Origin of the sequence: Peribacillus asahii, assembly GCF_004006295.1 — a bacterium.
GTDB lineage: Bacteria > Bacillota > Bacilli > Bacillales > DSM-1321 > Peribacillus > Peribacillus asahii_A.
In genome coordinates this window covers 455162-479730 of sequence record NZ_CP026095.1, presented here as the reverse complement: position 1 = coordinate 479730, position 24569 = coordinate 455162, and the positions used below count along the sequence as shown (strand labels likewise).

The following is a 24569-nucleotide window of genomic DNA, read 5'->3' as shown; positions in this document are numbered from 1 at the left end:
TCATTTTTTAAAAGTACTCTCTTTACAGAGTACCGCTTACGTTAAACAAGTTGGTTCCCCACAGAGATTTCTAAATATAAACTCCCTTCTATATAAATTAGGTATTTTTTATGAACAATGTACCAAATTTCTCATTACGTTATATTTAGTGACACAATTCCGTCATAAATAGTGTATAATTTATTTAAATCTGAAAAGTTGAATAAGTTTGAAGAATTAAATAATTATTCTTTTCGAGGTGAATGAAGATGGATAAAGATATATCCTATAAAGATAAAAAGGTTATTTCTATCGGAGTTATGCGTGAATTAACAGGTCTGTCAGAAAGACAAATTCGTTATTACGAGGAAAGAAAGCTTATTTTTCCTGAAAGATCCAGCGGCGGGAACCGTAAGTATTCTTTTTCAGATGTGGAGCTATTAATGGAAATAGCCAATAAAATCGAGGACGGTGTCCAAACATTTGAAATCCGACAAGAAATAGCAAAAGAAAAGAAAAGAGAAGAACAACAAGCTGTTCGCAAGAAAATGTTACAAGGGCAATTAAACGCACAATTTGGTATTAGAAACTATAAATGAAGGCTCTATCTATATGAAACAAACAATCTCCTTATATATCGACATCACGATTACCACTATACATTTTAATTTATCGAAAAATTGAAACTTTTCATCTATTTACTTATTCTAAAGTTGCAGCATGTTTCTCCTTGTAACCCAAATAACGAACCCGGTACCTTTACTGGCTTATTTTCATGCAAGAATCTGTTCAATAATCATGTAATGTTTAATTCTTAGCCTCATAACCTTTCAACACACATAAACCAAATATCGTATAAATCGACACTATTCATAAATATAGCCAGTACAGAAAGAGCAAGAGATGTACCTTCAAAAAAGATGTTAGATTTCCTTACGCAAGTATAGCAGACCCTTATACCAAACTATATACTTGCATTAATCATTATTTGAAAAGGAGAGACTAACACATGAAATTATCCAATTTAACAAAAAATGGTCACGCACCTTCCTTGCTCGCTTCATTTTTGTATTTCGACGTTAGTTTTATGATTTGGGTGTTACTCGGTGCACTCGGTGTGTATATCACCGAAGATTTTAATTTATCTCCCGCTGAAAAGGGAATGATTGTAGCAATTCCTATTCTTGCTGGTTCTTTCTTTCGATTAATACTCGGTGTCTTAACAGATCGAATCGGCCCACGACAAACAGCAATTGGCGGAATGCTTGTCACTATGATTCCTCTATTATGGGGATGGTTATTCGGAAACTCCATGTCAGAACTTTACTTTATCGGAATATTACTCGGTGTTGCTGGAGCAAGCTTCTCGGTAGCACTTCCAATGGCAAGCCGCTGGTACCCTCCTCACTTACAAGGATTAGCAATGGGGATTGCTGGGGCAGGGAATAGCGGAACCGTTCTCGCAACGTTATTTGGTCCACGCCTAGCAGAACACTTTGGCTGGAACGGAGTAATGGGGGTTGCCTTAATTCCACTCACACTCGTTTTAATCACTTATGTATTCATTGCGAAAAATCCACCTACACAACCTGAGCCACAGCCACTCAAAAATTATTTAACTGTTTTCAAATTAAAAGACACTTGGTATTTCTGTCTTCTCTACAGTGTAACATTTGGTGGATTCGTTGGATTAACTAGCTTTTTAAGCATCTTTTTTGTCGATCAATACGATTTATCAAAAATTCAAGCAGGAGATTTTGTTACATTATGCGTAATCGCCGGTAGCTTTGTCCGTCCGATTGGTGGTTTTATTTCTGATAAAATTGGCGGGGCGAAGCTATTGAACTTCTTATTTATCATTCTTGCTTTATGTATGTTTGGAATCAGCACACTTCCATCTCTTACGATTGTTACGATGTTATTATTTTTAGGCATGATGTGTCTCGGAATGGGAAATGGAGCAGTTTTCCAAATAGTGCCTCAGCGCTTTCAAAAAGAGATTGGCGTTATTACCGGTATTGTCGGGGCAGCAGGAGGCGTAGGCGGATTCTTCATTCCAAATCTACTCGGCTCACTAAAGCAAATCACCGGCACATATGCAACTGGATTCGCTGTTTATGCTTGCATCGGAATCGCAGCTCTTATTCTGTTAACAGTTGCACAAATTTCATGGAAAAAAACGTTAGCTCTAAAAGAAAAAACGGCTTAATTATAGAGAAAGGCAAAACAAATAAGGTAACTTATAAGAGGCTTGCACCTCCATAAGTTACCTTATTTCATTCTATTGATTTTTAACTTATCCAACTAGAAAACAAACAAGTAAGTCAGGATTTTCTCTTATTCGTCCCATCCCCTAATATAAGACGTCTCTATTCTTTGCAATTTATGGCGGTTTGCTCGGTTCCTTCGTCAGAATAGTGATGCGCGGATCTGCACATACATTCCATACGTTACAAATAGCATCTAATAACTCCTGCTTCACTTCCAATTAAACTTTTTAAATTAAATCCATTTGAAGATAAACGTGCGCGTGTACAGGAAGAACAAAATGGCTTAGAGGTGGAGGTAATAAAACCGACATCACTTTCGCTGTCTTTATATTAATAACGCTTCACCCCTTCTCCAAAGCCCCCACTCTATAGGCTCTAACTCCTATTCTATACTCAGTTGTTCACCCATTTCTTTTTTAGCCTCTTTATAACTTACCAGTGTAATCCCACGCTCTTTAAAAATAGTTTTTCTATCCTCATCTCCTACCCACAGGCGGAATAAAGTTCACAAGCCCCATTTATTAATACGATTCCATAAAAAAAGAAGACTTCGGCTATCAGCCTCCATCTTCTTTCCTCATGGTCCTTTTTCATTTTAGCTTCTATTTACACAACTGGAGCTATCTTTACTGCACTCACTTTAAAGCCTGGCATCCTGCATGTAGGATCTAATTTCTCCGAAACAAGACAATTCACATTTTGCGAATCAGCCCAATGAAATGGTACAAAAACGGTATCAGGCCGAATTGTGTCTGACCATTTACTTCTAACAATAATGCTTCCTTGCTTAGATTCAATCTTCACTAAAGATTGATCTTGAATATCATACTTCCTTGCGGTATTTGGATGGATTTCCATATAAGATTCGAAATTCCTAGCTGAAAGCGAAGAGCTTTTTCTCGTTTGTACACCTGTTAAATAATGAGACATCACCCGTCCTGTTGTTAAGTACAATGGAAACTCCTCAGTTAACTGTTCTTTTGGAACTTGAGGGCTATTTGGTACAGACACCATAGATGCTAAACCGTCAGGATGGGCAAATGATTGTTCAAATAACCGCTCTGTTCCTTTATGATCAAGTGTTGGACATGGCCATAAAAGGCCGCCCTCCTTCCTCAAACGCTCATAAGTTATTCCATAATAATCTGCTATTCCTCCCCGACTCGCTGCTCTTAATTCATTAAAAACTTCCTCAGCAGATGAAAACGAAAAATACTCCCCTTTTCCAAGCACACGGGCAATCTCACAAATAATTTGCCAGTCATGCTTTACTTCTTCGGGAGTCGGCCAGCTTGCTTCTCGCAATGTAACTCGCCCCTCTACATTTGTCATCGTCCCCTCATCTTCTAAATAAGACGAAGTAGGTAAAATTAAATCTGCCAATCTAGCAGTTTCTGAAATAAACATATCTGCTACTACAAGAAACTTTAACTTATTTAATGCTTTTTTCACGAAGTTAGCATTAGGATTGGAAACAATCGGATTTGAACACATTAAAAACATTCCTGTAATCTCGCCATCATGAATTTTCTCCATCATTTCATAAGCGGATACACCTTTTCTAGGTATCTCATCTTGATGAATTCCCCACACACTCGCAATATAGGCTCGATGTTCCTCGTTCTCAATGGAACGATATCCTGGAAGTTGGTCTGCTTTTTGACCATGTTCTCTTGCTCCCTGACCGTTGCTCTGTCCAGTAATCGCTCCATAGCCGCAGCCCCATTTTCCAAGTTTACCTGTAGCAATTAGAATATTTAAGAAATTACGAACAGCAATAGATCCATCCGTTTGTTGTTCAACCCCTCTTGCTGTAAAAATCATGCCCGTTTCTTTTTTCCCAAACATCGTAGCAGCCTTACGGATGTCGGCTGCAGGAACTCCCGTCAATTCTGAAATCTCCTCCAAGGTAAAAGAAGAAACATGCTCCTTTACTTCCGTAAAACCTTTGGCTCTTTCTTGAACGAATGTTTCATCCACATAATTTTCATCAATAATCACTTTTAATAAGCCATTGGCTAAAGCAGCATCCTTTCCTGGTTTAACCTTCAAGTGTAAGTCTGCTATTTTCGTTGTCGCCGTTTCTCGCGGATCAATCGCAATAATAAACGCGCCATTTTCTTTCGCTTTTTCAAAGTAAGGCATGATAGTCGGTTGACATTCAGCAATATTTGTCCCCGCTAAAATGATACACTGTACAGATGGAATTTCCGCTAAACTGTTCGTTAATCCTCTGTCCATCCCAAAGGTTTGACTAGCGGCAGAAGCTGCGGCCGACATACATAAGCGCCCATTATAATCAATATATTTGGTCTTTAACGCTACGCGTGCAAACTTCCCTAATAAGTAAGCTTCCTCATTTGTAATCGACGCGCTGCCATATACACTTAGTGCATTCATCCCATCTTCAGACTGAATTTTCGTGAAATTTTCTTTAATATGATTTAAAGCTTCCTCCCAAGAAATGCGAGTAAATTCTCCATTTACTTTTAATAAAGGATATTTAATTCGCTCGTGATGCAAAGCGTGCTGATGAGCATTCATTCCTTTTATGCATAAGCGTCCTTGAGAAGTCGGATTGTCTTTTCCAATAGTCATATACTTTTTTCCTGTGACAATCGTTTGTTCGATAAATTGCATTTTACATTGCATACTACAGTATGGACATTGAGTATCATATAGCTTTTCCGACTGCACCTGTTTTTGTTGATTGCGAAAGTATTTTAATAACATTTCAGTCATAGCGTCTGCTCCTTTTTTTACTTAGGTTAATCACTTTTTACTGACATGATTGCTCTTTCTAATGTAAAATCCATCGCTCCTCAATGACTCCTTACTAAATTGGGTTTACGTTGAGAAATATCAAATTCTAATCGCTGACAGAGTTGATTGCGAAACTCTCTTGCAAACAACACTTCACGTATGTGTATTAAACCAATTCGATCAACCCACTGTCCTATATATTCTAAATAATTAGCCGTTTCACGATAATATTGAACAAAGGCACTAATCATCTCTTGTGCTTCCTCGCTTGTCTCGGCAACATATAATAATTCGCCAACACGCCCATTACGCCCGCTATTTCCACCAACATACATTTCCCATCCTCTATGAATAGGAATAAATCCTATATCTTTTGTTAACACTTCTTCACCGTTATGCAGGCAAGAAGCGATACTCAACCTCACCTGATTAGGCGTTTTTAGAAATTCTAATCTCTTGTCTACATCAATAGCCAATTGAAAAGCTGGATGTTGATTACATTGACACGTACCCTCGCCTAACTCTACTTTTACATTTTGGACTGCATGTTGATCAATAGAACGTAACGACATATTCAATTCTGCACAGACATACGGCAGCTGCTCCTTTGTTATTCCAGTTAAATGAATTCTTTGTTCACTTGTTACAGCAACGTTTGGTATTTGATACTTCTCTACGATGTCTGCAATTTTTCTTAATTCCTCTGCGGTTGTCATCCCCCCATACATTTGCGGAGTAACAGAGTACGTACCGTCTTGTCGCAAAGTAGCATTCATATGATCTGCTATAAACAGAGCTTCTTGTTTACGCTCATATTCCGGATAAATCATGCCTAAATAATAATGTAATGCGGCACGGCATATAGCACATCCTGCTGAATGCTCCCAATTCAATCCATCGGTTACTTCTTGTATAGATGTAAAATTTCTCTGCTGTATTTCCTGCACCACTTCATCTTCTGTTAATGATGTACAAGCACACATAGTCTTTTGTTCGATCACTTCATCAAAGGAATCACTTTGAATATACGCCAGCAATTCTGCTACTAACGGTTTACAGCCTCCACAAGAACCCGAAGCTTTTGTACATACTTTCACTTGTTCAACGGTTGTTAATCCTTCCTTTTGAACCGCTTCAATAATCGCTCCTTTTGACACACCATTACATTGACAAATCATATCGCCATGAGCCATAGAAGCAACTTGACTTTCACATCCTTCAGATGATTGAAACAGAGCGACTTTTTCCATCTCAGATACATCTCTTTGTTCAAGAATCATATCTAGCAGCCTTGGTCCATCACTTGTATCACCAAACAAGACGGCCCCAATCATTTTATTATCTTGAAGGACAATCTTCTTATATACTCCATCTAACTCATCAAAAACTGTAATAGATTTCGTCGTTTCACCATCAGTAAATTGACCAACCGAAAATACATCCACACCTGATATTTTTAGCTGTGTAGAGAGTACAGAGCCTTGATACCCATCACATTGTATACCGCAAATCTGCTTTGCTAGTACTTTACCCTGCTCATAAAGAGGTTTTACAAGACCGTAAACCATCCCTCGATGTTCCACACACTCACCGACAGCGTAAATATCAGGTATATTCGTCTCTAAATAATCATTGACGACGATTGCACGATTTGTTTCGATTCCACTTTCCTTCGCTAACTGAATATTCGGACGAACGCCCACAGCCATCACAACTAAGTTAGCTTCTACTTCCGTTCCATCTTTAAAACGTAAACCTTCTACACGGCCGTTACCAAAAATCTCTTGAGTCTCTTTTTCTAACAGAAAGTTCATCCCTTGAGCTTCCAATTCCTTCTTCAGCATATTGGCCGCTGTTGAATCAAGCTGTCTCTCCATTAAATGACTCGCAATATGAACAACACTCACTTCCATCCCAAGGTTCAATAATCCTCTTGCCGCTTCTAACCCTAATAACCCTCCGCCAATTACAACAGCTTTCTTATAGCGCTTCGATCCTTCCATCATTTTTTGGCAATCTTCAATTGTACGAAATGTCATAACTCCTTCTTTATCTGCGCCTGGGATAGGGATAAGAAATGGAACAGAACCAGTTCCCATAATAAGCTTGTCATAATCTACTTCTCTTTCTTTATCCGTTTTTATCATTTTTTTCTCTATATCAATCTGTACAACTGTTTCTCCGGTAAACAGCTGAATGTTATGCTCTTCATACCAATCGCGGTCGTTTATTGCAATATCTGTAAATGACGTACTGCCCTGTAATACAGTCGACAATAAAATTCGATTATAATTAACATGCGGTTCGCTTCCAAAAACCGTAATATCATAAGTATCGGGGGCATTTTTTATAATTTCTTCAACACAGCGTACGCCCGCCATTCCGTTCCCAATCAACATCAGCTTCTGTTTATGCATTCTAAAACCTCCAGTAAAAAAAGATGATACCAACCAACCAACAGATATTTTTCTTAGCCTACCACAAAATACAATTTTAAAAATTAAATATGTCATGTTTTCTCACACGAAATATACGATAGCTAGCCCTATCATTTTGGCCAAAATAAAACAGCCTGAGTTCTAAATTTAGAACTCAGGCTTAAGTGTCACAGTGACTTTTTAAAATGTGGGTAATCTGTGGATAGTTTTGTGAATAATTCTATTTTTATTTAAATTTAATCGTCATCATTATCGTCATCGGCTTCATCCTCATCGTCGTCATCATCGGCTTCGTCGTTATCGTCATGGTCATTGTCGTTATCGTTATTACTATTGTTATTGTTGTTATTGTTGTTATTGTTGTTATTGTTGTTATTGTTGTTATTGTTGTTATTGTTGTTATTGTTATTTTCGTCATCATCGGCTTCGTCGTCATCATCTTGCTTAGAATTAACAGAGATAGAGGATACAACTCCTGTATGTCCCTGCACATAGATATTAGCATCTGCCGTTTGACCATCAATGGTTACTTTATAGTGTGTACCTGTTGAAGTTTCTACTGTAGATATCTTCGTAACTTCACCTTTAAATTGTTTCAATGCGATATCTTTTGCTTCTTGTTTTGAAATAACAGGTGTTTCCACTTGATCCTTCACTTCATGATTGGCTACTATCTTTTTTTCATTTAAATCATACTCAATCTGATAGTATTTTTGATCTTTCTCTACAATAGCTTCTACAAAAGGTCGACCCTCCTTATCCATTTGTTTAATCTCCTGTACGCGGCCGTTTAGTTCATTTTCTATATTCTTTTTCGCCTCATCAACAGTTAATGCGATTTCTTTCTTCTCAACAAGTCGGACATTGCTAACTTTCTCCGTTTGCCCATTTACATACAAATTATAGATTCCTTGATCGTTTTCAAGCGAAATTTGATAATTGTCCTTTTCAGCATGTACTGTTGTATTTAACACCTTTCCACCGTATAGTTTCGTTGCAATTTGTTCAGCATCTTGTTGAGAAATCATCTTAGGAGAATCTTTTATAAAAACTTGAAATAAAGTGAATGACAACCCTAAAACAATAAACACAATTAGTACAATCTTCACTTTCATTATCCACACCTCCTATTTGGGCAAGATAATCGTAAAGGTCGACCCTTTTCCTTCGACACTTTCTAAGGTGATATGCCCACCATGCTGTTCAACAATACGTATCGCAATCGATAACCCTAAACCAGACCCTCCCGTTTTACGACTTCTCGCTTTATCTACACGGTATAATCGATCGAAAACATGCGCTTGAGCTTCTAACGGAATTCCCACGCCCTTATCCGTCACACTAATGTTTACACTGTCTTTCCTGTCTTTCAATTCCACAGTAATATGATTATCGCTATATTTCTTCGCATTATCTAATAAAATAACTAGTAATTGAATAAAGCTTTGTTCATGTATTTTCATTTGAATGCTCGATTGTTCATTCCTTATATAAATGTCATGCGCAAAAGCTTGCTGCAATCGTTGAATCGTTGTTTCGACGATTGGTACGATGTTCATTACTTCTTTTTCATTTTCAATAACTTCTTCGGATTTCGCTAATTGTAATAATTGCTCAGTTAAATACTTCATTCGATTCGCTTCCGATCCAATCGACTCAATCGCTTCTTCCAATACATCAGGACGCTCTTTCCCCCAGCGTTTCAATAATTTCACATAGCTATCAATAACCGTTAAAGGAGTCTTAAGTTCGTGTGAAGCATCTGATACAAATTGTTCTTGCTTTGTATAGCTTTCTTCTAACTTACTAATCATTCGATTGAATGTCATAGCCATTTCCGTTAATTCATCTTTTGTACGGTTAGTGATTGTAATTTGTTCAAACGATCCTTCTTCTTCAATGGTTTTCATCGTTTGCGTAAGACGTTGAATCGGTAACGAAATCACCCGACCTAAAAACCCACTTGTTACAAATAATATAATAATGACAATAATTGTTGCGAATACTAATACCCATTTCAACTCATGAATCGTATCAAACAGAAAATCAACATTTTCGACTATTTGTAAATTAATAACTTCTCCATTTTCATCGATTGTAGGAATGGAGACACCTACAAACATAGATTCTTCATAGGAAAAAACATCTTCAATTTGATCATCATTATACATACTCTTTATATCCAAATAATCATCATCCGTTGTCACTTGTCTAATCGGATGACCCTTTCTATCGACGGTACGGATAATACCATCGCTTATTAAATACGCCTCTAATACTTGTTGCATAGAGGCATCTTTATTTGTATTTAACTCTTCTATAATATTATGGGAGGTATTTACTAAACGATTGTGCTCCGACGTAATTGCCCTATTTTGAAAAATCAAATAAATCGACGTATTCGCTATAATAAGTAAAACAATTAATACAACAGTTGTTGATAACTGTATACGAGTTCGTAATTTCATACACTAATCCTTAATCATATAACCGACACCCCGAACAGTATGAATCAACTGTTCTTCCTTCGAGTCCGTTAATTTTTTTCTTAAATAACGAATATATACATCCACTACATTTGTATCTCCATAGTAGTCAAATCCCCATACTTGATTTAAAATTTGTTCTCTTTCAAGCGCTCTATTTTTGTTTGCCACTAAATAAAGCAGAAGATCATATTCCCGTGGCGTTAATTCTATATTTCTTTCACCTTTATATACTTCTCTCGTATTTGTATGAATAGTAATAGAATGACAATGAAGGATATTCAACTCTGATTGGGAAAGTTCACTTTTATGCTTAAAACGTAGATTAACCCGAATTCTAGCAAGCAATTCTTCAATTTCAAATGGTTTTGTCATATAATCATTCGCGCCCAAGTCAAGTCCGTTCACCTTATCGTAGACAGAACTGCGTGCCGTCAACATAATCACAACGATTTCATTGCTCATATGACGAATTCGTCTTAATACTTCCATGCCATTTAACTCAGGAATCATCACATCTAAAATGACTAAGTCAATCTCTTTCTGCTCGACAATAGACAGCCCTTCTCGCCCTGTATGGGCCACACTTACTTCATATCCTTCGTACTCTAATTCTAACTGAATCACTCGTGCAATTTTTTCATCATCTTCAATGATTAATATATGATGGTTCATTCCTTCACCTCTTATAAATCCATCCCCGCCCACTGCCAATAAGAAAAGTAAAACATCATTGTAATTAAAATATAAAGGGGCATTAGAACCGCACTCACTTTAACTAAATATCTCGTATCATACGAAATGTCCCCTTCTTCATAAAACAGTAATAACGCTTTCGAACTAACAGGAAACGTTACACAATAATTCATACCTATTAAGCCTAAAAAAACAACTGTCGCAGCATTCACTCCGATTGTTTCACTAAAAACTATTAAACTCGGAATAAAAACGACAGCACGCGTTGTATGAGAAGTAATGTACAAATGACTTGTGACGGTTACAAGTAAAATAACAAACACAATTAACCATTCTGGTGCCCCCACCAACAAATGTAATATATGAAACATCTTTTGTTCAATCCAATGAACGACCCCTGTATCTACTAATACTTTTCCAAGTGCAGTTGCGGCAGCGACAAATATAATCAAGTTCCAAGAGACTGATTTCATCCCTTGTTTCCAACTAACGACACCATAATTCGGCAACATAAATAGAACGGCACCAATCATGGTAATCAATGCGATACCATACCCATGAAGACTTTCTGTCACCCAGCCTATAATTAAAAACGCGATTAACATCACAGTCTTTCTTTCACTTTTATTCAAAGGCTGTCTCAATACAGGAATTTCCTGTATCTTTACGTCTTCCATATCCTTTGACCCATCTTTCGGCCACAACATCCATTTTATTATAGTAAATGAAATAAGTGTAATAAATAGAGCGAATGGACTACCCCATATCAACCATTGTATATATGAAATCGATTCACCGACCGTATTTTCAAGCAAACTAATTCCAATAATATGAGATCCTGCACCAATTAAAGTAGCCGATGTACTCATTAATATAATAACGGGTGCCATAATCGCCAACACACTTTGTTCTTTCGGAGAAAATTTCGAATGAAGCTGTTTGATAATAGGCATCGATAAAGCTGCTCTTCCTGAAGTAGACGGAATAAAAAAAGCGGATCCGAACAAAATCGAGGTGATACCAAACAGTGCATAACTTTTTTGTTTGGAACGGCTCAGTAAGTACTGGCTATATCGTTCAGCTAATCCCGACTGTTTCACTGCCTCCCCAATAATAAACGAGCCAATCATTAACCACACTACTTCCTCCGCGAGCGCATTATATAATAATTCCGGATTTCCTGCCTTTAATAGGATAATGAATAAAATAAGCACAATGGCTACAAAACCAGCAGGAAACTTCGTCACAATCCACAAGGTCATTGCTGATAAGAAAGCAAATAAGGATACTTTGGCACGGTAATCCAGCTCATCAATCAGCATAATAAGCACTAAGAAAAAAACATGCACACTTAGTATAGCTAAAAGCTTGATAGATACTTGATTGAGCCACGTATAGATTCGCTTTTGTTTTGGTACGTATTTGTCCATTCTCGTAATCATATGACTAAATCCTTTCTCTAATCAGCTTCTTCTCGGCCATTTCTAAGCCAATGACGATTTGTCTTAACACAGATTCTGTACTTTCTTCAATCCATTTCGGTGCTTTTATCATCGCTTTTTCTAAAGATGTCGGCTTTTGAATAATGCTTAAATAAGCATCGATACCTGCCTGATAGTTTAAAGCGGCTCCTTCACCAATCGTACCGGTAATAGCAATGACCGGGATGTTATGTTTTTTAGCAATTCGTGCAACCTCTGACGGAATCTTTCCATTTGGCGTTTGAAAATCTAAACTTCCTTCCGCTGTCATGACCACATCTGCCGTCGCAATTTTTTCTTCTATACGAATGTAGTCCATAATAATATCAAAGCGAGGGTGCAATACAGCACCTGTAAAAGCAATCAGTCCTGCTCCTAGCCCACCCGATGCTCCGCCCCCTGGAAGTAATCGGACATCCATCCCTAACTCTTCTTGAATTAAAGAAGCATAATGCTCTAACGCTGATGATAATTGCTCTACTTGTTGGGATGTTGCTCCTTTTTGAGGACCGAAAACACGTGCGACCCCTTTCTCTCCGCATAACACGTTCTGCCAATTACAAGCAACATCGACGGTCACATTCCCTAGCCGTTGATCTAGCTGTGTTGTGTCAATCGAATCGACCTTTATCAAATCCTCTCCACCATGGACTTCGATTATTTGTTTGTCCTTATCTAAAAATCGAACACCTAATGCTTGAGCTAATCCTGCTCCTCCATCGGATGTACCTGAGTCACCGCAACCGATGAGAATATGGTCGACACCAAAATCGAGGGCAGAACGAATCAACTCTCCTACACCATATGTTGTCGTTTTTTAACGGATTCCTTTGATTGCGCGGCACCAACTTTAACCCTGCAACAGCAGCCATTTCAATCACAGCTGTTCGTCTATCACCCTCCACAAAGATTCCAAAGTAACTGATAATCTTCTCTCCTACCGGACCCGTCACTTCTCTATAAATAAGCTCTCCATCTTTTAAATTCACAATTGTTTTGGCAAACCCTTCTCCTCCATCAATCATCGGAACAACTTCTAAATCAAACGTTTGATTAAATTTTCTTGCCCCTCGCTCCATCGCTAACGCCACTTCCTCCGCATCCAAACATTCTTTAAATCCTGACGGAACCATTACAATTCTCACTCAACATTCCTCCCCTAAAAACCTTTCATTACTTTATAAGATATGGCCAAAAAGCTAATAGAAATTTAGAGAAATGTTAAGAAATGATTAGAAAGTGAATTAAAATCAATTAGTTAACGAAACATATGAACCCTTCCCATACATTCGTTAAAATCGAAAATATCAACAATATTCATTAACCTAGCCAAAAGTTTATACGAAAAAAGGATAGATAATCGCTAATATCATTCACGATTATCTACCCTTCTCTTATTCTTCATATCCGTTTTATCAAATTCTGAAACTAGTAAAGTGATAAAAAACGCGCTCTAAAAAAGGATTTTGGCTAAATAGATAACAATCGCTACAGTAATACTACTAAGGATAGTTGTAAGCAGGACAGCCTGCGAAGCGACATTTGGATAATTATCATATTCAAGTGCTAGCAGTGCACTGTTTCTTGACGTCGGAAAGGCACTAGCAATAAAAAGTGCCTGCGCAATTGTACCAGATAAACCAAGTCCAAAAATAACTAACCATGCAATACAAGGAGAAAGAACAAGACGGCCAATGACTATCCACACAATTGGTCGAGAAATACGGGTAATTTTTAAATAAGCTACTTGGGCCCCCAGTGTGATAAGAGCAATGGCCGAAAAAGCATTAGACGTATTTTCAATTGGTTTCCATAAATAATCAGGAATATCAACATGCATCCAGCGCAGTAAAACAGCAAGTAACAAGGCATAAATAACTGGTAACTTGAGAATTTTCCAGACAATATCCTTCCCGCTGCTTTGAGCGGAAACTGAATTATAAAACCCATATGTAAAGGTAAGTAAATTTTGAAATATAGAAACGATGATTTGGATTGCCATACCGGCCGGATTAGAAGAAAAAACAAGTTCACTTACTGGTAGACCATAGTTTCCTGAATTGCTTAAAACAAAACTATTTTTAAAAGTAGATGACAACTGGCGATCGAATCGATTTACTTTAGCAAGCAGACTGCTAATCATTATAAGAAGTAAATTAAAAAACAATAAAAATAAAAGCGTTTGACCAATTAAATTTCCAGATATATCACTTTTGTAAATATTAACAAAGCATACAGCTGGGAGCAAAACATAAATCGTTAACGTTGATAATGTAGATAAGCTGAGTTTCAATAAACGATGCAGACATATCCCTACCCCAATCAACGCGAATAATGGAAAAATAATATGTAATAAAATCTGATAAAAAATTCCCACTCCGCTCACCTTTTTCTAAAACATATAATAGAATACTAAACCGTTTTTTGTTATAAACGACCGAATCAACGAGTTATTTTTCTTATGTTGCAATGAAAGCAAAGAAGCAAGCGATTGTCACCGCTTGCTTTTACTCGATTGACCTTCTTCATCGACTATTTTATAAAGGAATTATCCCTAATACGACTGCAACCACCATCATGACAATGGTTGATCCGCACGCCCATTTTAAGAAAGAACCTTGAAGTTTACCAAAATCCTCCCCTACCATCCCAACTAATAAATAGGTGGACGGAACAAGAGGACTTAATAGATGAACCGGTAAACCAAAAAGAGAAGCTCTCCCAATTAAAGCAGGATCAATCCCATATGCAGCTCCCGCCTTGGCAAGCAGCGGCAGAACACCATAATAAAAAGCGTCATTGGACATAAAGAAAGTAAATGGTGCACTAATAATCGCAGTGATTACAGCAAAATGCGACCCCATTGCGTCCGGGATATGCTTAATCAACGAGTTTGCCATGGCATCTACCATTTCAGTCCCTGCAAGAATTCCAGTGAAAATTCCAGCTGCAAAAATCATCGAAATAACTGATAAAGCATTATCTGCATAATTCGCTACACGTTCCTTTTGATCACTCATTTTTGGATAATTAATTGTAATGGCAATCGCAAAACCAATCATGAACAATACAGCTGACGGTAATAACTCCATAATGAGCGCTACCAAAAGAACTACTGTTAATACATAGTTAAAAACGATTAATTTAGGACGTTTAAGATGCGCATCCTCTACTGCAGCAGCATGTTGAGCCGCAATCTTGTAGTCAAACTCTATTACACCAATTCTCTTTCTTTCCTTTCTACCAAGAACAAAAGCCATGAAGAGAACAAATAAAATACCGCCAATCATAGCAGGAATAACAGGTGTAAAAACATCAGACATTTCAAGATTCAAAGCTGTCATCACTCGTGCTGTCGGTCCTCCCCAAGGAAGGAGATTCATGACTCCTGAGGCTGAAACAGCAATCCCTGCTAGAATAAGTGGTTTCATGCCAATTCTTTTATAAAGAGGAAGCATAGCAGAAATCGTAATCATGTAAGTCGTCGTTCCGTCCCCATCTAACGAAATAAGAAGAGCCAAAACCGCTGTTCCGATAGCAATTTTTACAGGATCACCTTTTACAAGCTTAAGGATTGTCCTTATAATTGGATCAAAAACTCCAGCATCAATCAAAATACCAAAGAAAAGAATAGCAAATAAAATCATAATACCTGTTGGGGCAACGCTTTTAATCCCTTCTAGCGCCATAGGACCCATTTCGCTGCCAAATCCACCTATAAGAGCAAAGACAATTGGTACGACAATTAAAGCAATCATAGCCGAAAGTCGCCCTGTCATAATTAAAATCATAAATACTAAAATCATTAAGTACCCTAATAAAGCGAGCATTTTGATCACTCCTTATCTACTAATTTAGATAAATTGTAATCTATGAGACTCCGTTTGTAAGCGTTTGCAATTTACTGTTTATTAAAACTATTACGTTAATTTTGTTCATTATGTTCACGGAAAACTTTAACAGTACCATCATAAGGCAATGTTTAGTTTTTGAGCTCATTTCATAAAAAAGAACAGCCAGCAGTCCTTCATGAAGGACTGCTTAGCCATTCTTTCATCAAATCTTATAATATCTACGCTCAGGCCTGCCTACTACACCGTATACAACTTCCGCTTTACATTCCTGCACAGAAATCAAATATTCCAAATAGCGCCTTGCTGTCGTTCTTGAAGCACCAATCTGTCTGCTCACTTGTTCTGCTGATAATCCAATAGAGCTTTTCTCAAGTACTATTCTTACTTTCGATAAAGTAATATCATCGACTCCCTTTGGTAAAGAAGTCTCCTTATTTACCGCGCTTGGAGGCGTGCCTTTTTTAAAAATACGATCAATAAATTCCTGATTAATTTCTTGGTCAGTTTGCATAAGATGGTATTTATTAAGATATTCTTCAATAATTTGCTGAAAATGCTCTATCTTTACTGGTTTTATCAAGTAATACTCCACACCATAGCGAAGTGCCTTTTCCAGTATTTCTTTATCGGTTGCTGCTGTAATCATAATAATATCGATATGCTTGTATTTTTGCCGAATAATCGGAAGCAAATCAGAGCCAAGTTGGTCTGGCATATATACATCAAGAAGAAGGAGATTAGGTTTCTTTTGCTCCAAAATTTCAATAGTCTGTTCTGCATTCAAAGCTTTACCAACCACTTCTATTTCTTCGAACCTATCAAGAAACTTCTCATGAATATCTGCTACCCGAAAATCATCTTCTGCGATGACCGCTCTTATTTTAACCATTTTTCTTCACCTCTCTGTTCTTAGGAAGATAAACTGTAAATATGGTATTTTCTTTTTCGCTTTGTACCTCGATAATACCACCTAGCTCTTTTACTGCATGGTCAACGTTTGAAAGTCCATAACCCCTTGGAAACTTACCCGTTTTCGAAGTGAATCCCCTTTCAAAGAGAAGCGAGATATCTTCTACGTCTATTCCCTTTCCATTGTCACTAATTTCAAAAATAATATCCTCTCCGATATCAGTGGCAAAAAATGTTACAATCGGTTCCTCAATGCCAAAAACAGCCTCAAAGGCATTATCTATGATGTTACTAAGGATTAAAGTAAGCTCGGATAATGTTATATGAGTCGGCAATGCCTCTAAATAACTTTGCGTATCGATTTCAAAAGTAACTTTCTTTTCCGATGCTTTACCTAACTTTCCTAATAAAATAGCCTGAACCTTTGTATCTTTTATCTGTTCGAATACAATTCGGTTTAAAGATTGAAGTTCGGACGTCTCACTTTGTATCATATCTATAGCCTCTTTATATTCCCCTAATTGTATTAATCCAGATAGCACATATAATTTATTAGTAAACTCATGTGTCTGCGCCCTTAAATCCTCTGAATATACTTTAACTTCTGATAATGTATTAACCATTTGCTCTATTTCTGTTTTATCACGAAACGAAGCAACTACACCACTTACATGTTCACCATCAAAAATGGGGGTGCAATTGACAATAACCGTTTTATGCTTCCACGTCATTTCTTTATCGATTTGTGGCTCTGCTGATTTCAACACTTCGTACAAATAAGTAGAAGGAAAATAACCATCCACTTTCAAATCGCGGACAGAACCTTTTATATCTAACAGTTTTTTAGCTGGTTGGTTCATAGATGTAATTACTCCATTTCGATCAATGGCTAAGATTCCCTCTTTCACAGAATGGAGTACAGCATTTTTTTCTTTATATAGGTTAGCAATTTCCATTGGCTCTAATCCTAATGTATCTTTACGTATACTTCTGGCAAGCATATAACTGCCGATTATAGATAAAAGAAGCGCTATGACTGATACAACAATTTCTTTAGACACATCTTCAAAGATTTGTTCACGAACATCTTCCACTAAAAATCCGACTGAAACAATTCCGATTATCTCGCCGTTCTGATTAAAGATTGGTGATTTTCCACGCATAGAAAGTCCAAGGGAACCTCTTGCTTCTGAAATATAATACTCACCTTTTTGAATGGCTCGTTCATTATCTCCACCTATCATATGTTTTCCTATTTCTGATGCTAGCGGATGGGAATAACGTATTCCATCTGCATTTCCTACGACGATAAATTCGGCACCCGTTTCATGACGGATTTTTTCTACAATAGGTTGGATCTTCTCGGATGGATTCTTTGATTCAATGGCCTCGATGATGGTCGGCATAAAAGAAATAGTTTTCGATAGCTCTAAGGCTAAGCGGCCTTTATCTTCTACTATTTGCCTTCCTTCCATGTAAGTAAAGAAAGTCGTTAATAGGAGGATTAGAAATAAGCTTAATGATAATACTAATCCAAGAATTTTGGTTTGAAGCGATACTTTCCACATTTTCATCCTCTATCTTCACTCTCTTTTTTATTCTTAAGTGTACTTTTGAAGGAACTCACCTTTGATTTACTCCTCATTTTATACATATTTTGTTTAGAATTTAACTTGACCGTCCATTTTCAGAAGCTATGGACAGCACAAATACAACCCCATTCCAGATGACTAAATTATATCAAAAAGGATAAAACGCGTCACAGTGACATTTCTAGTTGTGGATAAGTTGTGGATAAGTTGTGGATAAGTTGTGGATAAGAATATTATAAAAGGGGTTCTACCATATCACCATCAAGTGTAACCAAAACGAAAGAAAGGACTAAACTGTAAGTATAAGCATACTTATAGTTTAGTCCTTTTAATATCTAAATTTTACCATAGTTATTTTTCGGTATAAATAACACAGATAATGAAGCTATGATCCCCGCAAAAGCAAAAACATAGAAGTTCATCACAAGATCGAATTTCCAAGACATAAACAAGCCAACCAAAATAGGACCTAAAATAGCTCCTATCCTACCAAATCCAAGTGCCCACCCTAAAGCTGTAGCACGATTTTCCGCATCAAAATATTTGGAAATATATGCATTTAAGATTAACGTTGTTCCGATGGTTCCAAAACCTGCGATTCCTACAAGGCTATAAACAATTAGCATCGATGATTTTAAGCTTAATAAAGCAATTGAAATTCCCGCCAGGAAATATGAAATACTGATCACTTTTTTTGAGCCCCAGCGATCTGCTGCTACACCAGCTAAAAGAGCACCCGCGGCTGCTGAAAGGTTAAGCATCAATAGAAGTCCTAGACTTGAACCAAGCGGGTAACCAGCTTCTCTCATCATTTTAGGTAACCACGTTGTCAATCCGTAAATCATAAATAACCCCATAAAAAAGGTAGCCCAGAAAAATAAAGTTGCCCGAATGTTCTGTTTCGAGAAAAGTGTCGCTACCGTGTTGGGTTTACTTTTCCCTTTCTGTCCTTTATTCGAAGGCTGATTTTCTTTTATGGACTCGATAGAAATATTATAGCGATTGGCAATACGCTCTGCCTCTGTGTATCTATTTTTAGCTACGAGAAAATCGAGTGATTCAGGCAAATATTTGAGAATGAAAGGAACAACGAGAATCGGTACCGCACCAACCCAAAACATTAAGCGCCAACCATATTCACCCATGAAAAACATTGCAACTAGAGCCGAAAATACACCTCCCAATGCATATCCCGTATACATGATTGCATACATCATTGACCTGCGTTTAATAGGGGAATATTCAATAGTTAGGGCAGAAACTGTAGGAATGATACCACCGCATCCAATCCCCCCAATAAAGCGATATAATCCGAACATTTCAGGAGAAGGTGCCATCGCTGAAAGAGCCATCATGATAGAAAATAGAGTTAAAGAAAAAACCAGGATCTTTTTACGTCCAAAAATATCCGTAAGAGTTCCCACACATACTGCTCCTATTAACATCCCAATAAGGGCATAGCTTCCAATAGAACCCGCCTGCGCTGCAGATAATGACCATGCTGGATATTCCATTAACGTTGGAAGTACAGCACCGTAGATAGCTAAATCAAAACCTTCTGCAAGCATGCAAAACCAACAAATGGCTACAACAAGATAAGTAATACCAGAAATTGATTTCCTTTCTAAGTTATTCAATTCTTGTTGAGAATTTGTTTCGTTCTTCGAATAAGAGGAATCTACTGAATGTGAATTTCGGCCCATTTAAACAGCTCCTTTTGATAATTATTGCTCATTATTATCATTAAATTGTTCCCGTTATCTGTCGTAGATGTTTCTAATCCTCAACCATCTTACATTTCTAGGGGATTCAATTACTTGTATCTTGCTATTTAAAAATGAAACCGTCTAGAAGGTTGGTCAGATATTTAATTGAAAATAACGCTGGGCTTCTTCAACAATCTTGTGATTTGCTAATTTTTCTTTTATAATTTCTTTTCCTTTGACTATGATTAATGTGTTCCCTAGCAAGGTGATACGCCCCTCTTCTGTCACTCTAGAAAGGAAATAATCCTTATTAAATATAGATTGGGGAGATGTTTCGGTCAGAACACATATCGGGTAGATACTGTCTATAGTCCATTTATTTAGAGGAGCTTCAAATCGATACAAAATTTCCCATCCAGTACTAGTTTCTTTTTGCAAGTAGAACAACAATTTCTCTTCATCTTTTTTCACCCTGTAATTTCCATCAGAATCTATAACTTCTTCTCCACTCATAGGTACTGGAATTCGAGGGCACTTACCTCCAAGCCCTACATCCACTAGATATTCCTTGTTATCTACAGGGACGACCATGAAAAGATGTGCGTTTTCGATTGCCCAAATTTCATCTCTAACATGTACGGTTCCTGCCATTAGATAAGGATTGAAACCGAGCTGTGTTAACAGGTGATAAAACAATCCGTTCAATTCATAACAGACCCCTCCACGTTGAAAGAGCACAATTTTCTTATAGAGATCTTCTGTATTTAAAGAGAGGGGCTTTTTATTAAGGATGTCTAGGTTCTCAAAGTGTACGTTAAGAACATGTTGTTTTTGTAAATGGACCAAATACTCAAAATCTAGCATATCTTTCTTAACAGCTTGAATACGATTCAAATATTTTATTATTTCGATGTTCATCACCTACAAACCATTATAATTTGGTTAGTTTTCCTATATAAAATATACTTCATCGTTATAATGAGCTATCAGATTGAAAAACTAACATGTATGAATAAAATATTGGAACAGCGCAAAGTAGAAACTACTAAGAACCTTAATGTTTTCATAGATTCTATAAAAACATTAAGGTTTGCTCACTATTTACAAGTGAATGATACACTCCCTAATTCTGCAAATTGAGCGAGGATAGAATCTCCAGGTTGGAAGGCGATGGCTTCGGATATGGCACCGCTTAGCACAATGTCCCCTTTCCTTAAGCCCTTTCCGATTTCCCCCATTTTATTAACTGCCCAAGCAACGGATGTGGCAGGGTGCCCCAAAACAGCGGCACCTGCTCCTACCGTAGCTACTTCTCCGTTTTTAGACATAAACATTCCTAATTCCGCCAAATTGAGATTAGCAGGCGATATCCATTTATCCCCTATTACAAAGCGAGCCGAAGAGCAATTATCCGCAATAACATCCACAAGGGTGAATTTAAAATCTAAATATCGGCTGTCGATAATTTCAAGTGCCGGAGCAACATATTGGGTTACACTTAATACATCAGCTGCAGTAACATTGGTTCCCTGAAGATCTTCTCCAATAAAGAAAGCGATTTCCGGTTCGGCCTTCGGATGGATGAGTTGATTAAACTCAAGAGGAGCCCATTCGAAAGCAAGCATATCATCTGTCAAATAGCCGTAAATGGCTTCGTGAACCCCCATCATCTCCTGTTTGGCCTTACTTGTTAAACCAAGTTTTAATCCAATTCGCCGAGCACCTTCTTGTTCTTTTTGTTGAATCAATTTCTCCTGTAAGATATACGCTTCTTCGAAAGTCAAGTTTGGATATTTATCTGTGATTTTTGTAACTTCCCGGCGTTCCTTTTCCGCTGATAAAAGATATTCAACGATTTCTAAATCTGCTCCTTGAGTAATTGCCATTATTGCACCCCCGATTTTTGGGATTTAGCCAATTCAGCAGCCATGTCAAGAATCATATCTTCTTGACCCCCAACCACGTTTCTCTTTCCAAGTTCCATCACTTCACTTCTTTCCAACTTATACATAAGATCGGTACCGATCTTACCTGAACCGATAATCACTGCTTTAACTTTACTCACATAAACTCCCCCCATTTACTCAAAAGCTACAGAAACCGAACCAAGCGGACCAAAATGAGCTGAAATGGTATCTCCTCGCTTAACAGTCAATGCCCCAGAAAGTGCTCCAGGCAGAATTAACTCACCTGCTTTAAGCTGAATACCAAACTCGTGCAATTTATTCGCCAACCATGCGATCGCCTGTGCAGGATGCCCAAGCACAGCAGCCCCAGAACCTGTTGCTACGAGATCTTCATTATTATAAAGAGCCATACCAACACTGCGTAAATCTAAACCGTCTATCGTACTCTTCTTGTCCCCAACCACTACTTTGGCTGAAGAACCATTATCAGCGACAGTATCTATTAATTGAATCTTCCAATCAGTAATACGACTATCAATAATCTCAATCGTGGGTACCACATGCTTAGTGGCCATTAATACATCCAGATAAGTGACGTTCGGACCAACTAGATCTTGCCCAAGGATAAAACCAATTTCCGCCTCTACTTTCGGACTAATCATATCGCTAATTTTGACTTTCTCCCCATCTTTAACCTGCATATCATCCAACAAATGGCCATAATCCGGTTCATTGACTCCTAGCATTTTCTGCATTGCCACACTTGTAAGCCCTACTTTCTTGCCAATAACCCGATGTCCTTCTGTTCTCTTTTTCTCCATGACTTTTAGCTGAATTTGGTAAGCGTCCGTCACACTCAATTCAGGATATTGCTGTGTAAGTGGATCTAGTGGATGCTTACTTTGCTCTGCTTCTATCAATTTATCTGCTAATGCTTCTAATAATAAACTCAAGAGAATCCCCTCCCTTTCTGATAATATAAAGAGTGACGCTTAGCCACTCTTTATATTTTGCTTCTATAATTTCATCGTAATAGTTTTTGCTTCCGTGTAGAATTCAAAACTATGACGTCCACCTTCTCGACCGATTCCGCTCGCCTTTGACCCTCCAAAAGGAGTTCTCAAATCTCTGTAATACCAGCAATTGATCCAGAACAAGCCAGAATTGACTCGGGAGGCAACTCTGTGAGCTCGCTGTAGATCATTCGTCCAGACCACACCCGCAAGACCGTAAATCGAGTCATTGGCAATGCTCACTGCCTCTTCTTCTGTTTTAAAAGGAATCACAACAAGTACAGGACCAAATATTTCATCTTGGGCTACTCTCATTTTGTTATCTACATCGTAAAGAACAGTAGGCTCATAGAAGTTTCCTTCACCTAATCCCACAATTCGCTTACCACCAATTGCTAGTTTTGCCCCTTCAGACATTCCGGATTGAACATGATGATCTACTGTTTCTAAATGACTGCGGGAAACTAGAGCTCCCATATCGGTAGTTTCATCCAACGGATCTCCAACCTTAATCTTCTTGACAGCATTAACAAACTTGTCTAAAAATTTATCATAAATGCTTTCTTGTACTAACAAGCGAGAACCGGCCAAGCAGATTTCCCCTTGATTTCTAAAAATAGCTTCAATCGAACCTTTTACCGCCTCATCTAGATCTGCATCTTCAAAAACGATATTGGCTGACTTCCCGCCCAATTCAAGCGATACAGGGATTAATTGGGAAGCAGCGTTTTTCATAACCGTTTGACCGGTCGTCGTTTCCCCAACAAAAGAAATACGGCGTACATATGGGTTTGTGGACATTGCAGTACCGACGGTTCCACCCGGTCCAGTAATAATATTTAAGACACCTGGGGGAAGTCCTGCTTCATTAGCAATTTCCCCTAACATAACCGCACTGAGTGGTGTATAAGAGGCCGGCTTCACAACGACTGTATTTCCGGCAGCCAATGCTGCAGATACCTTCCATGTCATTTGCATAAAAGGAAGATTCCATGGAATGATCAAGCTAGTCACACCTGCTGCTGCATACTTTGTATAGGACATATGTTTAGATTGTTGATAATTCTCTTGGTGGACATATTTAGCCATTTCAGCAAAGAAACGTAAATTAGATGCCGCCCTAGGAATATCAAATTCTCGACTCTCTTTAATTGGCTTTCCAACATCTAGCGTTTCAATAAGAGCCAACTCATTTACTCGTTCCATAACTAAATCAGACATTCTACAAAGAATTTTCGATCTTTCCTCAACCGGCATTTCACTCCAAATACCACTTTCGAACGTACGTTGTGCGACCTCAATCGCATACTTAACATCTTGCTCACCAGCATTTGCCACTGAAGCAAGTTTCCGGTTTGTTGAAGGATCAATCGTATCGAATGTCTCACCTGATATCGCATTAATATATTCACCGTTGATAAAAAGTTTTGCGTCTTTCACTTTCATTTGATTTCCCTGTAAAGAGCTCATTTGTA

18 protein-coding genes and 2 pseudogenes are annotated in these 24569 nt (G+C 37.8%); 2 read left to right on the top strand and 18 right to left on the bottom strand.

The features are described 5' to 3' along the window. Nucleotides 1–248 precede the first annotated feature (248 nt). Together BAOM_RS02440 and BAOM_RS02435 are read left to right on the top strand one after the other, a co-directional pair. Nucleotides 249–578: a MerR family transcriptional regulator gene (locus tag BAOM_RS02440; RefSeq protein WP_127758908.1), complete on the top strand. Its 330-nt coding sequence runs from the start codon at nucleotides 249–251 to the stop codon at nucleotides 576–578. A gap of 410 nt (nucleotides 579–988) precedes the next feature. Then, the gene (locus BAOM_RS02435; protein WP_127758907.1) at nucleotides 989–2188 is read left to right on the top strand and encodes a nitrate/nitrite transporter; all 1200 of its coding nucleotides are present in this window, start codon (nucleotides 989–991) and stop codon (nucleotides 2186–2188) included. 241 nt (nucleotides 2189–2429) lie between these two features. Here BAOM_RS02435 and BAOM_RS25430 read toward each other — a convergent pair. The 18 genes and pseudogenes from BAOM_RS25430 to BAOM_RS02345 form a co-directional block, all read right to left on the bottom strand. Continuing rightward, nucleotides 2430–2564 (bottom strand): annotated as a pseudogene (locus tag BAOM_RS25430) (GTP 3',8-cyclase MoaA); the annotation flags it as partial. A 291-nt stretch (nucleotides 2565–2855) separates the two neighbouring features. Continuing rightward, nucleotides 2856–4991 (bottom strand): assimilatory nitrate reductase catalytic subunit NasC, encoded by a 2136-nt coding sequence (nasC, locus tag BAOM_RS02425; protein ID WP_127758906.1) that lies wholly within the window; start codon nucleotides 4989–4991, stop codon nucleotides 2856–2858. 80 nt (nucleotides 4992–5071) lie between these two features. Continuing rightward, nucleotides 5072–7429 (bottom strand): nitrite reductase large subunit NirB, encoded by a 2358-nt coding sequence (gene nirB, locus BAOM_RS02420; RefSeq protein WP_127758905.1) that lies wholly within the window; start codon nucleotides 7427–7429, stop codon nucleotides 5072–5074. A 257-nt stretch (nucleotides 7430–7686) separates the two neighbouring features. Next, nucleotides 7687–8565, bottom strand: coding sequence for a PepSY domain-containing protein (locus tag BAOM_RS02415; protein ID WP_127758904.1), 879 nt, complete (start codon nucleotides 8563–8565; stop codon nucleotides 7687–7689). A 12-nt stretch (nucleotides 8566–8577) separates the two neighbouring features. Further along, nucleotides 8578–9918 carry a sensor histidine kinase gene (locus tag BAOM_RS02410; RefSeq protein ID WP_127758903.1) on the bottom strand — a complete coding sequence of 447 codons (1341 nt, stop codon included), beginning with the start codon at nucleotides 9916–9918 and terminating at the stop codon, nucleotides 8578–8580. A gap of 3 nt (nucleotides 9919–9921) precedes the next feature. Beyond that, complete coding sequence (locus tag BAOM_RS02405; protein WP_127758902.1) at nucleotides 9922–10611, bottom strand: response regulator transcription factor; 690 nt, start codon at nucleotides 10609–10611, stop codon at nucleotides 9922–9924. 11 nt (nucleotides 10612–10622) lie between these two features. Next, the gene (locus tag BAOM_RS02400) at nucleotides 10623–12074 is read right to left on the bottom strand and encodes an SLC13 family permease (protein ID WP_127758901.1); all 1452 of its coding nucleotides are present in this window, start codon (nucleotides 12072–12074) and stop codon (nucleotides 10623–10625) included. Between the two features lie 4 nt (nucleotides 12075–12078). Continuing rightward, nucleotides 12079–13258 (bottom strand): annotated as a pseudogene (locus BAOM_RS02395) (glycerate kinase family protein). A 308-nt stretch (nucleotides 13259–13566) separates the two neighbouring features. Beyond that, on the bottom strand, nucleotides 13567–14490 hold the full coding sequence (locus BAOM_RS02390) for an AEC family transporter (RefSeq protein WP_127758900.1): 924 nt from the start codon (nucleotides 14488–14490) through the stop codon (nucleotides 13567–13569). A 160-nt stretch (nucleotides 14491–14650) separates the two neighbouring features. Further along, nucleotides 14651–15943: a CitMHS family transporter gene (locus BAOM_RS02385; RefSeq protein ID WP_127758899.1), complete on the bottom strand. Its 1293-nt coding sequence runs from the start codon at nucleotides 15941–15943 to the stop codon at nucleotides 14651–14653. A 226-nt stretch (nucleotides 15944–16169) separates the two neighbouring features. After that, nucleotides 16170–16856 (bottom strand): response regulator, encoded by a 687-nt coding sequence (locus BAOM_RS02380; protein ID WP_127758898.1) that lies wholly within the window; start codon nucleotides 16854–16856, stop codon nucleotides 16170–16172. After that, a complete protein-coding gene (locus BAOM_RS02375) occupies nucleotides 16849–18444 on the bottom strand; it encodes an ATP-binding protein (protein WP_306821286.1) in 1596 nt (531 codons plus the stop codon). The genes BAOM_RS02380 and BAOM_RS02375 overlap by 8 nt, the downstream gene beginning before the upstream one ends. 359 nt (nucleotides 18445–18803) lie before the next feature. Next, nucleotides 18804–20171 (bottom strand): MFS transporter, encoded by a 1368-nt coding sequence (locus BAOM_RS02370; protein WP_127758896.1) that lies wholly within the window; start codon nucleotides 20169–20171, stop codon nucleotides 18804–18806. A gap of 156 nt (nucleotides 20172–20327) precedes the next feature. Further along, nucleotides 20328–21092: an arylamine N-acetyltransferase family protein gene (locus tag BAOM_RS02365; protein WP_257467572.1), complete on the bottom strand. Its 765-nt coding sequence runs from the start codon at nucleotides 21090–21092 to the stop codon at nucleotides 20328–20330. Nucleotides 21093–21271: 179 nt separating this feature from the next. Continuing rightward, nucleotides 21272–22060 carry a 2-keto-4-pentenoate hydratase gene (locus BAOM_RS02360; protein ID WP_127758895.1) on the bottom strand — a complete coding sequence of 263 codons (789 nt, stop codon included), beginning with the start codon at nucleotides 22058–22060 and terminating at the stop codon, nucleotides 21272–21274. After that, complete coding sequence (locus BAOM_RS02355) at nucleotides 22060–22239, bottom strand: hypothetical protein (RefSeq protein ID WP_127758894.1); 180 nt, start codon at nucleotides 22237–22239, stop codon at nucleotides 22060–22062. The genes BAOM_RS02360 and BAOM_RS02355 overlap by 1 nt, the downstream gene beginning before the upstream one ends. 15 nt (nucleotides 22240–22254) lie before the next feature. Then, on the bottom strand, nucleotides 22255–23034 hold the full coding sequence (locus BAOM_RS02350) for a 2-keto-4-pentenoate hydratase (protein ID WP_127758893.1): 780 nt from the start codon (nucleotides 23032–23034) through the stop codon (nucleotides 22255–22257). 63 nt (nucleotides 23035–23097) lie between these two features. Beyond that, on the bottom strand, nucleotides 23098–24564 hold the full coding sequence (locus BAOM_RS02345) for an aldehyde dehydrogenase (protein WP_127758892.1): 1467 nt from the start codon (nucleotides 24562–24564) through the stop codon (nucleotides 23098–23100). Between the last annotated feature and the right edge of the window lie 5 nt (nucleotides 24565–24569).

What these genes read in the sequence shown, in the direction of transcription:
- BAOM_RS02440 (WP_127758908.1), top strand. Translation starts at nt 249, where the DNA reads ATGGATAAAGATATATCCTATAAAGATAAAAAGGTTATTTCTATCGGA.
- BAOM_RS02435 (WP_127758907.1), top strand. Translation starts at nt 989, where the DNA reads ATGAAATTATCCAATTTAACAAAAAATGGTCACGCACCTTCCTTGCTC.
- nasC (WP_127758906.1), bottom strand. Translation starts at nt 4,991, where the DNA reads ATGACTGAAATGTTATTAAAATACTTTCGCAATCAACAAAAACAGGTG.
- nirB (WP_127758905.1), bottom strand. Translation starts at nt 7,429, where the DNA reads ATGCATAAACAGAAGCTGATGTTGATTGGGAACGGAATGGCGGGCGTA.
- BAOM_RS02415 (WP_127758904.1), bottom strand. Translation starts at nt 8,565, where the DNA reads ATGAAAGTGAAGATTGTACTAATTGTGTTTATTGTTTTAGGGTTGTCA.
- BAOM_RS02410 (WP_127758903.1), bottom strand. Translation starts at nt 9,918, where the DNA reads ATGAAATTACGAACTCGTATACAGTTATCAACAACTGTTGTATTAATT.
- BAOM_RS02405 (WP_127758902.1), bottom strand. Translation starts at nt 10,611, where the DNA reads ATGAACCATCATATATTAATCATTGAAGATGATGAAAAAATTGCACGA.
- BAOM_RS02400 (WP_127758901.1), bottom strand. Translation starts at nt 12,074, where the DNA reads ATGATTACGAGAATGGACAAATACGTACCAAAACAAAAGCGAATCTAT.
- BAOM_RS02385 (WP_127758899.1), bottom strand. Translation starts at nt 15,943, where the DNA reads ATGCTCGCTTTATTAGGGTACTTAATGATTTTAGTATTTATGATTTTA.
- BAOM_RS02380 (WP_127758898.1), bottom strand. Translation starts at nt 16,856, where the DNA reads ATGGTTAAAATAAGAGCGGTCATCGCAGAAGATGATTTTCGGGTAGCA.
- BAOM_RS02375 (WP_306821286.1), bottom strand. Translation starts at nt 18,444, where the DNA reads ATGTGGAAAGTATCGCTTCAAACCAAAATTCTTGGATTAGTATTATCA.
- BAOM_RS02370 (WP_127758896.1), bottom strand. Translation starts at nt 20,171, where the DNA reads ATGGGCCGAAATTCACATTCAGTAGATTCCTCTTATTCGAAGAACGAA.
- BAOM_RS02365 (WP_257467572.1), bottom strand. Translation starts at nt 21,092, where the DNA reads ATGAACATCGAAATAATAAAATATTTGAATCGTATTCAAGCTGTTAAG.
- BAOM_RS02360 (WP_127758895.1), bottom strand. Translation starts at nt 22,060, where the DNA reads ATGGCAATTACTCAAGGAGCAGATTTAGAAATCGTTGAATATCTTTTA.
- BAOM_RS02345 (WP_127758892.1), bottom strand. Translation starts at nt 24,564, where the DNA reads ATGAGCTCTTTACAGGGAAATCAAATGAAAGTGAAAGACGCAAAACTT.